Origin of the sequence: Rhodovulum visakhapatnamense, assembly GCF_004365965.1 — a bacterium.
Classification (GTDB): Bacteria; Pseudomonadota; Alphaproteobacteria; order Rhodobacterales; family Rhodobacteraceae; genus Rhodovulum; species Rhodovulum visakhapatnamense.
The window spans coordinates 88,336-97,610 of record NZ_SOEB01000016.1 but is presented as its reverse complement, the minus strand read 5'-3'; the positions used below and the strand labels follow the sequence as shown (position 1 = coordinate 97,610).

Sequence of the window (9,275 nt, the reverse complement as noted above, 5' to 3'; positions counted from 1 at the left end):
CGGTCTCAAGGCCAACGATCTACAGAACTTTGCACCGCACAGGAGCCAAAATCAGCCCTTAGCGTACTATTCTGCCCCCTCCGGCATCAGACCCCTTTGTGCATTCGGTCGAGGAAGCGGGGGACGGCACCAGGGCTGACGGCGATATGCCGTCCGACTTCAACGTATCGTGTGCGCAGTTCCCCGGGCACAACCGGGATTTTCTCGCCTGTCTTTGGGTTCTCGACGAAGAGAAGCTCGGGCGGCAAGAGTTCACAAAACCGGCGATGCAGTTCGATGATTGACGCAGGCGCGGTCGGTGGTTCCACCATGCCATCTTCGTCGATCCATTTCTGAACGGCGACATGCGCCTTGGCTTCAAGCTGAAGGTTTCGTTTTTTCGGATCGGCGCTGTAATCGTTCCGCATCGCGCGTTCGATGTCGATGGGATGGGTGTCATGGCCCTCGATGAGGTTGCTGTAGTAGCAGTTCATCGCCCGCACGAGATCGGCAAGCGCCTCCGCTATCGAGGCGGGCAAGCTGCTGCGGAATGCTGCGGACTTCTCCGCCAGCTCAAGCACAAGATCATTTAACCCCGCGCGGGCAGGAGAGCCCTCCGAGACCATGAGGGGCTCGAACAAGCCTATCGTCTCGCCGTCATCACGGACCATCACATGACCTTCCCTCTGGCCGCTTTCTTGGCCGTACGCATTCTCCACAAAATGGATATTTATCATAGTAGTGAGTTACAGGCTACGGAGATCACGTCCGGTGATTTGGCCGGTTTGCTGTCCACTTTCGCTTGGCTTAGGGATCCCATGGCGCAATCGGTGCCCTGCAGCCACGTCACGCGTCAGACCGTCATCTGCGACCAGCACTTGGGGGGTCACACCGCAACTCCCGCGATGAAATATCCTTGCTATCGTTAGTGTTGTTTCGTATCGGGGAACCATTATAGTGGGAGTCGGCGTCATGAAGCACAGGGTCCGAACTGCGGCGACTGCCGTAGCCATCACAGTATCGAGCCTCGTCGGCTCGGTCGAGCCGGCGCACGCCTATCAGGTCGACTGCGCCATCTTGCTCTGTCTGGCGGGCGGCTGGCCGGCATCGGCGCCTTGTGCCCATGCAAGGGCGGTCTTCATTCGCAGGATCACGCCCTGGCCGATTGAACCGCCCTTGCAGATCTGGCGGTGCCCAATGGGGGCGTCGTTCAGCGCCCCTGCCGTGGAGTCGCCAATGGAACGGTTGTACGACATCGCCTTCCGGGATGCGCATCAGATCAGCGTGCCGCAAGATCCCTTGCCCTTGGTCCAGGTCCAGTCTGACGAGCGCGCTGATATCGACATTTCGGGCGATGCTTTCGACTTCGTTCGGAGCATCCGCGTGTTTCACATCCAGTTCAGCCAGCGCCAGAATCGAGATGGCGATTGCATCCGATCCGACGGCACACGTCTTGGTTCCTACGGCACACAAGGTGATTACCACTGGCGAGGTTCGAGCGTAGCCGCCGTGCCTACAGCATCTGACCTTCCCCGCCCAAGCGGATGCGGACAAGTCAACTACCGCTCGGTCTTCGTCGATTGGCGGGATCATGAGGGCAACTACGGCTTCGAAGAGGTCCGCTACTGAACCCGGCCGGGCCTCCATCGGACAGGCCCGCCTCCGACCCACCTTGCACCGGAGACTGTGCACCGAACCCGAAAAGGGAAACGACGCCAGACCGAAAAGCCTGACGCCGTGCTAGAAGAACCCGTGAACAAGGATCTTCTAGCGCACTGTCCGAACCTCTGCAACCAGCAAAGTTGTTTTGCTGGCAAGAATGTTTTTTGCTCTCGGCATGGGGTCGTCTCTCGAGGAGACACCGACCATGGAACCCACAACCGGCCTGATCCTTCGGCGGATCACACAGACAGAGCTGTCCGTATCCGCCCACAAGCTGGCAACAGTCATCCTCGACGCCATCGCGTGGAAGGAGGGCTTCAACGGGCTATCGCGTGGGACGGCCGCTTTCACGCTCGCGGGCCTCGCGTCCAAGATGAACATCTCGCGCCAGTACCTGACCGAACTGCTGGCGGAACTCGAGGCGTCCGAACTGGAGCTGAGGCGAGAGAAGCCAAACGGCAAGTTCGCGCCCTGGCTTTTCCGTTTTTCGGCCTTTGATGAACAGGGGGATGATCAGGATGTTGAGTCAGGCACAGGCGACACATCACTATCTAGAGAGAAAGGTAACAAAACTGTATTCTCAGGACAGATCACTATTAGCGCTGGCTCGAACGTCTTCCAAACCTGTTGGGCGGACCTGATCAAGGCGGCGAAGAAGGCCCTGCCGTGCTGGAACGTCGACACGCAGGTGATCTGGGACCGCTTCCTGGCCTTCAACCGGTCGCGCGGGAACGACAAGGTTCCGGCTGGCTATCTACTCGGGTTCATGCGCAGATGGCGAACATCACCAGGCACGGTAAGCCGACCGGAGACAGCGGCCACGCCGGAGAGAGCGCCCAATCCATGGGCGCGCGAGCTACACAATCAGATAAAGGCTGCACCAAGCGGCAACCGGCAGTTTCACGCTTCAGACCTGTGCCGGCTCATCGGGCAAGCTGCTTACGACCTTCGCGTTCTCGAAATCATTCGACAATTCGGCTGTCCAAGGTTCACGGCGACACTCGCTGTTCATGGGAGAGCCGTGATTGCTGGCGAAATCGCGCGATGATGGCAGAGCAGACAACGCCCAAGATAGCCGGCGAAGTGGCGACCTGACTGGGACCAAAGAGCTGCGAGCCTGAGGTGCCCCTGGATTCTTTATAGACGCTTTGCCCCCTAACTTTTGGGCAAGGGGGCCGAGATGGGGACAAGAAACTACAGCGATGAGTTCAAGCGTGATGCGGCACCCCTAGCACAGGTCGGGCCGTAGCAGCGCCGCGCCGAGATAGACGAACAGGCCTGCTTCCACGGCGAGCCCAAGAATCAGATCGAACATGGCGCCGCCCTCACAGCCGATCGAAGGCGCGGATGCCGGCGGCGCAGGCTGCAAAAACTTCGAGGCCGAGGAAAATGTAGAGAAAGTCAAGCATCGACAGCTCCTTCAAGTGTGTCAGGAAAAGGCCGGCGAAGACTGCGTAAGGGGGCTATGAGGAACACACGTGATCCGCGTAAAGAATTCGTAAAGGCTGCAAATCGCGCCCCCAGGCGTGGTAGCTCGCCACGTTCCCGGTGAGTCGTATCAAGGCCGAGTGGTGCGCGAAGCCATTCGCATTTTCAGGAAGCCGCGTGGTACTTTCGCTTTGCTTCGAACTCGGTGTCGTCTTCAGGTAAGAAGCTCAATACCGACCCCTCCGAGAGCAGCAACGATTACCACACCCCAAGGCGGCATCTTCCAGGCCATCAGCAGGACGAAGCAGGCCAAGGCCAAGGTGAAGTCCCGCATATCGCCGATGGCACTGGTGAAGACCGGCGAGTAGAGCGCTGCGCCCAGGATACCGACGACAGCGGCGTTTGCGCCCTGCATCAGCGACTGCGCCCGCGCCATCGACCGGAACCTGTCCCAGAAGGGCAGGACGCCGATCAGGATCAGGAAGCCGGGCAGGAAAACCGCGAGAAGGGCGATCACCGAACCTACCACACCATTCGGTTCAGGGCCGAGGACGGTGCCCAGATAGGCCGCGAAGGTGAAGAGCGGCCCAGGCACCGCCTGCGCCGCACCGTAACCGGCAAGGAAGGCATCCTGGGTCACCCAGCCGGGCTGCACCACCTCGGCCTCCAGAAGCGGCAGCACGACATGGCCGCCGCCAAAGACCAGCGCGCCCGCGCGGTAGAAGCTGTCGAACACCGCCAGAGCCTGACCTTGCCCCGCCAGCAGCGGCAGAAGGACGAGCAGCCCGACAAAGACCAACAGCGCCACGCCCGCGACACCCCGCGTCACCGGCATGGTGATATGCCCGCCGATGGGTGCGCCCGTGCCGCGGCCGAGGGCAAGGCCAAGCGCCGCGCCGACGATGATCGCGCCAACCATTCCGATGGCCCCGGGCAGGAAGGCGAGCATCCCGACCGCGATGACTGCTATCGCGGCGCGCTCCTTGTCGGGGCAGAGGTTCTTGGCCATGCCCCAGACCGCCTGCGCGACAATCGCCACTGCGACGATTTTCAACCCATGCAGCGCGCCGGTGCCGATCGGCCCCGCAATGCTGGCCGACGTCATAGCGAAGACGAGAAGGGCCAGTGCCGAGGGGAGCGTGAAGGCGGTGAAGGCCGCAAGAGCCCCCAGCCAACCGGCACGCATCATGCCAAGGGCAAAGCCCACCTGGCTGGAGGCCGGCCCGGGCAGGAACTGACAAAGTGCCACAAGGTCCGCGTAGGCATGGTCGGAAAGCCACTTGCGTCGGTTGACCAACTCCTCGCGGAAGTAGCCCAGATGCGCAATTGGACCGCCAAATGACGTCAGGCCAAGCTTCAGGAACGTGGTGAACACCTCGCCCGGCGTGCCCAGTGTCTTACTGTCCCTAGACAGTTGCGTATCGCCCATCATTCTACGTGCCTCACCCAGATCCGTACGCTCAATCGGAACTGATGACGGAGCGCACCCCAACGTCTATCGGTGATTTCGTGAAAGATTTTTGACGGTCAACTGTCGTGCTTAATCTGCGGCGATATCAGATAGGATCCTCCCAGAGAGTGAAGGCAGCATCGCGGACGTTACATCCACGGCGGCTCAGGCCGTGGCAAGGTTCGATCCGGTCATCTGAATGGCCCAACTCTCCAAGGCATTCGGTTCAGGCGCCAAAGGTACTGCGAGGCCACCTGCGAACTCTTCGAAAGCAGACAGGTTGAGCGAGTTGACTCCTACCAAAACTGGTATCCCGTTGGATAGCGCTTCTGCGACAACCATTCGGAATCCGCGCCCTTCGGCTTCGTGTTTGCCAAACTTGTTTATGATCAGGAGATCTGCACCTTGCACCAAGCTGGCTGATACAAGGCCAACGGCTTTCTCCAAAGCCGCCGGGTCAAGCCTGCAACCGCGCGATGCACGGCCGAGGTCCTGGCTGATCCGCAGAATTGGACCTTTGGGTAAGACTTGCACATCCATATCACACGGCCCTGCATCGGAGCGCTCGGAGTTTATCTGGACCGTACCGCAGCAGCGAAACCCACGCGAGGCCATTGCTCTTGAAAGATTGAAGAGGATGAGATCGGTATCGCCGCGGCCCGGCGCCATTGTGTAAGCGAGGTTCATCTTCGGCCTTCTCAGTTTGGACAAAAGGGTTGGAATTCGACGAGTGCGCCTTCGGGCAGGAAATCACAGTCGGCTGGCAAAAAGATTAACCCGTCTGCTTCGGGTAACCCGCGGACATGGCCGGAATGAGTTTCGGCATCAAATGTCACGACCTCACGGCCTTGGCCGTCAAAGCCTACGCATCTCGCGGGTCGTAACTCGCAACGACCGGGCTTCCTGGAAATCGCCGCTCCCGTAACGACATGGCGCCGGGTAACTCGCTCCGTTTCACCGGTCAGTCGGGCGACAATCGCCGTTCCGAAAAGCTGCCAGGTGACGAAGGCTGACAAGGGATTGCCTGGCAAACCCAGCCACCATGCGCCCCGAATACGACCGAAGGATACCGGCTTGCCCGGCTTGATCGCAACGCCACTAAATTGAATGTCCCCGCCAAGAGCTGACAGCGCAGGTTTGATGTGGTCTTCCTCACCGACCGAAATTCCGCCGGTAGTGATGACAAGATCGGCATTGGCAGCCAGTTCCGCAATCTGCAGGAACAACCCGTCGCGACTGTCAATGCCCTGTTCCACAGCAACAATATCGATCTGGGGCTGCGTCAGAATGCCGGTCAGCATGGGAGTGTTCACGTCCCAGATCTGAGCCTCGGCACGCAGAGCACCGGCCGTGCGAATTTCGTTGCCGGTCACCAGAAGCGCCACGCGCAATCGCCTGCGCACCGTTACAGAGCCCGCCCCGGCTGCAGCACAGGCGGCAATCGCGCGCGCGTCAAGCCGGCGTCCCGTCTCAAGCACCGTGACCCCTGCCTCCATTTCACTACCGGCTCGGCGGATGTTGAGCCCGGGCGTTGGTCGCATGGCTACCCGGATCGTCTTTCCCATCCGCTTGACTTCTTCTTGCATCATGACCGCGTCCGCGCCTTCGGGAACTTTTGCCCCAGTGAATATTTGCGCGGCTTGCAGGTCGACCAGAGGCAGGGCTGAGGACTGCCCCGCCTGGATACGCGCTGCTACGTCCAGTACCCACGGTCCATCACCTCGCAGCGCCGCCGAGGAAAAGGCAAATCCGTCCATTGCAGCGTTGTCGAACGGAGGAGACATGCTGCGTGAACTGACAGGGTCGGCAAGCACGCGGCCCAAAGCCTTGCCAAGACAGATGTCTTCCGTTCCGTCGACGATGGTCACGCAATGCCCAATCAGGTCGTGAGCGGCATCGATCGTCATCAGCTTCTTGCTTGTATCGTGACCCTCACAGCCACAGCCGGTCCGTGTCACTGGCTGAAGTATACTCATAGTGCTGCTCCTTCCTTGAAATGTCCTGGACCCACGCTGCAGTCGAGGTCGCGCAACAGGCCGTCCTTCAAACCGTAGATCAGCCCATGCACCCGGACTTTCGCGCCGCGCGTCCAGGCTCGCTGCAGGATAGGCGTCTCGCAGACCCGGCGGACGCCTTCGACCACGTTGAACTCGGCCAACCGGTCGCGCTGCGCCTCAAGGTCCGGCTGGCGGCTCAGATCGACCGCATAGGCGCGGGAAAGGCGTCGGATCGGCTCCAGCCAGTGGTCGGCAAGACCGTGAGGAAGATCCTCGGTTGCTGCCTTGACCCCGCCGCAGCCGTAGTGGCCGCAGACGATGATCTCGCGCACCTTCAACGCTTCGACCGCGAATTCCAGCGCGGACAGCATGTTCATATCAGAGGAATGAATGATGTTCGCCACGTTGCGATGGACAAAGACCTCGCCTGGGTCGAGCCCCGCCACGACGTTGGCCGGAACACGGCTGTCCGAACATCCGATCCAGAAGAATTCCGGGGCTTGCAGGGCCGCGAGACGGGTAAAATATCCAGGTTCCTGCGCCTGTCTTTTGGCCGACCAGTCGCGGTTGCGGGCAAGGATATCACTCAGCACTGGTCACCCCCTGGCTGGTGGGAAGCCCGCGCCGCAACCGCATGTGATTGGCCAGACGGCGCAAGTCGCCCCGCGTCAACCGGGCGCGGGCTATGGGCAGGAGGATAGCGTTCTCCGCCACCAGATGGCGGCGGACATGCGCGGCGAAACGCGCAAGAACCTCGCGGTCTTCGCTGGAAAGGTCGGCCCCAGCGTCGAGGCAGTTGGCGATGGCCCCACGCACTGAAGGCAGCAGGGACAGGGCCTGCTCCTGATCGTGGCGGATGCGGCCCAAGACGGAGGCGATGGAATCTTCATCGGTGCAGCGCCGCGCAAGGGTGGGGAACAGGTCTTCGACCTCATCCCGCAGATGCACGCCAAGCTCTTCGTTCAGAAAACGCAGGATGGTGACGCCTGCCGGGCGGTCGAAGGTCTCGGCGGAGACGAGGCGGTCTATCTCAGCGCAGATCTGGCGTTCGCGCAGATGGTCCTCGCTGATGAAGTCCAGCGGCCGGGCCAAAAGGCCCGGATCGGTGGGGCCTTGGCCGCTGCCACGTCGCGCTGGTTCTGACCGCTTCATGGGACGCTCCTGACCGTGGATCAGATCGGGGCCAGGCTTGCGCCGGTGATCGTAGCCTTCTGGCCAAGCCTGTTCACGAAGTCGCGCGAGGCACGGGCCCAGGCGGCCTTTTCGAGTGCCTCGGCGATCCTTGGCCGCACCGTTTCGAACGGCAGTACCTGCCCTGGGGCGAGTGCATTCAAGCGGATGATGTGCCAGCCATGCCGCGACAGGACCGGGGCCGGGGTCGTCTGGCCTTCGGACAGGCAGCGCAGAGCGGCTTCGAACTCGGGCACTGTATCGCCGGGGCCGATCTGGCCCAGATGGCCCCCTTGTGCCTTTGACCCGCAGTCGCTTTTGCGGGCGGCGTGGGCGAAGTCCTTAGGCCCCTCTCCGAGTCGGGCCAGAAGTGCCTGTGCACGCGCCTCGGCAGCGGCCGTCTCAGTCTGATCGCGGGGGTCGCATGCGCACAGGATATGCGAGACGTCCCAAAGAGGGGCCGAGCGATAACGCGAGGGGTCTCGCGCCCATTCGGCACGGATCGCGTCATCGGTCACCGGATCGGGCAAGACCGCCTCTTCCAGCAAGACGCGGATCAGGGCTTCGTCTTCCGTTTCCCACCGCCCGGGGGCAAGTGCGAGCGGTTCAGCAGCCAGCCCGCGCGCCCGGGCCTCTTGCAGCAGCAGCGCCCGGATCGCCATGGCCTGCGCCGCCTTGCGCCAGGCGATGCCCGGCTTGTCCTTCGGTGCGCTGTGGTTCTGGGCCTCGGCGGCGATTGCCGCCGAGGGGATGGTTTCGCCGTTCACCACGACATCGGGGAAAAGGGACATGTTCATCGCACTCACTCCGCCGGGGTATGGGCTTTGGGACCATCAACGCCCTGCCGCCTGTCAAAGGCGCGGCGGCGTTCTTCCAGCGGGCGGCGGCGACGGGACCGCACGATCTGATAGCCGGAGCGGGCCACAAGATAGCGGAAGGGCGCCGCGAAGCCCGACCAGATGTGCACCAGCCGCGTGAACGGAAACAGCATGGTGATGATCAGGCCGAGGAAGATGTGCAGCTTGAACAGCCAGTGCACGTCCACCACTGTGACCCAGGCGTTGATGTTCCATGTCACCACGCTTTGCGACCATTCCATGAAGCGGATCATCTCTGCCCCGTCCATGTGCTGAAGGGACTGCGTGATGGTCAGCAGGCCAATGGCAAGCTGAAGCCAGATCAGGATCATGATCAGGATGTCGAGGGTGGTTGAAGTGGCGCGGATGCGCGGATCGGTCAGTCGCCGATGGATCAGCATGGTGCCACCGATCAGCGCCGCAAGACCCGCAGGCCCGCCGATCAGAACTGCCATCCACTGCTTCAGACCATAAGGCACACCCAGGACATCGAGCACCCAGACAGGTGTGAACAAGCCGACAAGGTGGCCGAAGAACACCGTCAGGATGCCGACATGGAACAGGATCGACCCCCAGATCAGCTGCTTGCGCCGGAAGAGTTGGCTGGACGAGGATTTCCAGGTGAAGGGATCGCGCTCATAGCGGGCGATGGAGCCCACCAGAAACACGGTCAGCGCGACATAGGGCATGACCCCGAAGATGACGAAGTTGATGTCGAAGCTCTCGAACATG

At 61.5% G+C, this 9,275-nt stretch carries 11 protein-coding genes; 2 read left to right on the top strand and 9 right to left on the bottom strand.

Features of this window, described 5'->3' with window-relative positions:
• Window positions 1-86: 86 nt before the first annotated feature.
• Window positions 87-650, bottom strand: coding sequence for a Fic family protein (locus EV657_RS14485; protein ID WP_208323279.1), 564 nt, complete (start codon window positions 648-650; stop codon window positions 87-89).
• 301 nt (window positions 651-951) lie between these two features.
• On the opposite strand from EV657_RS14485, the gene EV657_RS14480 reads away from it, so the two are divergent.
• Together EV657_RS14480 and EV657_RS14475 are read left to right on the top strand one after the other, a co-directional pair.
• On the top strand, window positions 952-1,608 hold the full coding sequence (locus tag EV657_RS14480; protein ID WP_045682560.1) for a hypothetical protein: 657 nt from the start codon (window positions 952-954) through the stop codon (window positions 1,606-1,608).
• 238 nt (window positions 1,609-1,846) lie between these two features.
• Window positions 1,847-2,689 (top strand): hypothetical protein, encoded by an 843-nt coding sequence (locus EV657_RS14475; RefSeq protein ID WP_113901343.1) that lies wholly within the window; start codon window positions 1,847-1,849, stop codon window positions 2,687-2,689.
• 180 nt (window positions 2,690-2,869) lie between these two features.
• Here the strand turns inward: EV657_RS14475 and EV657_RS22260 are convergent, their stop codons facing one another.
• From EV657_RS22260 to narI, 8 genes are all read right to left on the bottom strand, one after another.
• On the bottom strand, window positions 2,870-3,046 hold the full coding sequence (locus tag EV657_RS22260) for a potassium-transporting ATPase subunit F (protein ID WP_243837639.1): 177 nt from the start codon (window positions 3,044-3,046) through the stop codon (window positions 2,870-2,872).
• Window positions 3,047-3,283: 237 nt separating this feature from the next.
• Entirely contained in the window at window positions 3,284-4,501 is a 1,218-nt protein-coding gene (chrA, locus tag EV657_RS14465) for a chromate efflux transporter (RefSeq protein WP_243837637.1), read from the bottom strand.
• Window positions 4,502-4,684: 183 nt separating this feature from the next.
• Window positions 4,685-5,206 (bottom strand): DUF2478 domain-containing protein, encoded by a 522-nt coding sequence (locus EV657_RS14460; RefSeq protein ID WP_134078537.1) that lies wholly within the window; start codon window positions 5,204-5,206, stop codon window positions 4,685-4,687.
• An 11-nt stretch (window positions 5,207-5,217) separates the two neighbouring features.
• Entirely contained in the window at window positions 5,218-6,426 is a 1,209-nt protein-coding gene (locus EV657_RS14455; protein ID WP_243837635.1) for a molybdopterin molybdotransferase MoeA, read from the bottom strand.
• Between the two features lie 65 nt (window positions 6,427-6,491).
• Window positions 6,492-7,109, bottom strand: a complete 618-nt coding sequence (locus tag EV657_RS14450) for a carbonic anhydrase (RefSeq protein WP_134078534.1) — start codon at window positions 7,107-7,109, stop codon at window positions 6,492-6,494.
• Window positions 7,099-7,668, bottom strand: a complete 570-nt coding sequence (locus EV657_RS14445) for a hemerythrin domain-containing protein (RefSeq protein WP_134078532.1) — start codon at window positions 7,666-7,668, stop codon at window positions 7,099-7,101. Before EV657_RS14445 ends, EV657_RS14450 begins: the two co-directional genes overlap by 11 nt.
• 20 nt (window positions 7,669-7,688) lie before the next feature.
• Window positions 7,689-8,483, bottom strand: coding sequence for a peptidylprolyl isomerase (locus tag EV657_RS14440; RefSeq protein WP_107326210.1), 795 nt, complete (start codon window positions 8,481-8,483; stop codon window positions 7,689-7,691).
• Window positions 8,484-8,488: 5 nt separating this feature from the next.
• Window positions 8,489-9,274 (bottom strand): respiratory nitrate reductase subunit gamma, encoded by a 786-nt coding sequence (gene narI / locus EV657_RS14435; protein WP_134078531.1) that lies wholly within the window; start codon window positions 9,272-9,274, stop codon window positions 8,489-8,491.
• Window position 9,275 lies beyond the last annotated feature (1 nt).

Bases quoted from the DNA above. Each gene is read 5' to 3' on its own strand.
- EV657_RS14445 (WP_134078532.1), bottom strand. From the start codon at position 7,668: ATGAAGCGGTCAGAACCAGCGCGACGTGGCAGCGGCCAAGGCCCCACC.
- narI (WP_134078531.1), bottom strand. From the start codon at position 9,274: ATGTTCGAGAGCTTCGACATCAACTTCGTCATCTTCGGGGTCATGCCC.
- EV657_RS14460 (WP_134078537.1), bottom strand. From the start codon at position 5,206: ATGAACCTCGCTTACACAATGGCGCCGGGCCGCGGCGATACCGATCTC.
- EV657_RS14480 (WP_045682560.1), top strand. From the start codon at position 952: ATGAAGCACAGGGTCCGAACTGCGGCGACTGCCGTAGCCATCACAGTA.
- EV657_RS14455 (WP_243837635.1), bottom strand. From the start codon at position 6,426: ATGACGATCGATGCCGCTCACGACCTGATTGGGCATTGCGTGACCATC.
- chrA (WP_243837637.1), bottom strand. From the start codon at position 4,501: ATGATGGGCGATACGCAACTGTCTAGGGACAGTAAGACACTGGGCACG.
- EV657_RS14485 (WP_208323279.1), bottom strand. From the start codon at position 650: ATGGTCCGTGATGACGGCGAGACGATAGGCTTGTTCGAGCCCCTCATG.
- EV657_RS14440 (WP_107326210.1), bottom strand. From the start codon at position 8,483: ATGAACATGTCCCTTTTCCCCGATGTCGTGGTGAACGGCGAAACCATC.
- EV657_RS14475 (WP_113901343.1), top strand. From the start codon at position 1,847: ATGGAACCCACAACCGGCCTGATCCTTCGGCGGATCACACAGACAGAG.